1 protein-coding gene is annotated in these 1,027 nt (G+C 69.9%); it reads left to right on the forward strand.

Going from position 1 to position 1,027, the window contains the following annotated elements; genetic code table 11:
• Positions 1-1,027 (forward strand): AMP-binding protein (locus tag ABT296_RS38685; RefSeq protein WP_351934855.1); only part of this gene is annotated, 1,027 nt, incomplete at both ends.

Genomic DNA, 1,027 nt, shown 5'->3' on the forward strand with positions numbered 1-1,027 from the left:
GGGCGGATGACGTGTATCTGCAGTCGTCGCCGGTGTCGTGGGATGCGTTTGCGCTGGAGGTGTTCTCGGCGCTGTTCCATGGCGGGCGGACGGTGTTGCCGGTGGGGTCGCGGACGGATCTGGATGAGATCGCGGGGCTGGTGGCCGGGTGTGGTGTGACGGTGCTGCAGTTGTCGGCGAGTTTGTTCAACGTGCTGGTGGATGACTATCCGGGGCTGTTCGCGGGGTTGCGGACGGTGATGACGGCGGGTGAGGCCGCGTCGGTGTCGCATGTGGCGCGGGTGTGTGAGCGTCATCCGGGGCTTCGGGTGCTGAACGGCTATGGGCCGGTGGAGTCGATGGGCTTCACCACCAGTCAGCTGGTGGAGTCGGTGGTGGAGGGCGCGGCGTCGGTGCCGATCGGGGTGCCGTTGGCCGGCAAGCGGGTGTTCGTGCTGGACGGGCGGCTGCGGCCGGTGCCGGTGGGGGTGCCGGGGGAGCTCTACGTTGCCGGTTCGGGTCTGGCGCACGGGTATGTGGGGCGTGCGGGTCTGACGGGGGAGCGGTTCGTTGCGTGCCCGTTCGGTGGGGCGGGTGAGCGGATGTATCGGACCGGGGATCTGGGGCGTTGGCGTGCGGATGGTGCGCTGGAGTTCTTGCGCCGTGCGGATGATCAGGTGAAGGTGCGGGGGTTCCGGATCGAGCCGCGGGAGATCGAGGCGGCTCTGACGCGGCATGAGCGGATCGTGCAGTGCGCGGTGGTGGTGCGGGAGGACCGGCCGGGCGACAAGCGCCTGGTCGCCTACATCGTGCCCGTTCCAGGCGGCCGCCTGGACACCGAGGAAGTGCGCCGGTTCGTTGGCGGGGCGCTGCCTGAGTACATGGTCCCGGCCGCGTTCGTCGCACTCGACGCGCTGCCGCTGACCACGAACGGCAAGCTCGACCGCAAGGCCCTGCCCGAACCCCTGGTCGGGGGCGACGCCGAAGGCCGCGCACCGCGCACCCCGGAGGAGGAAGTCCTCTGCGGACTCTTCGCCGAAGTACTCGG

The organism is Streptomyces sp. NPDC000983 (genome assembly GCF_040299205.1).
Lineage (GTDB): Bacteria > Actinomycetota > Actinomycetes > Streptomycetales > Streptomycetaceae > Streptomyces.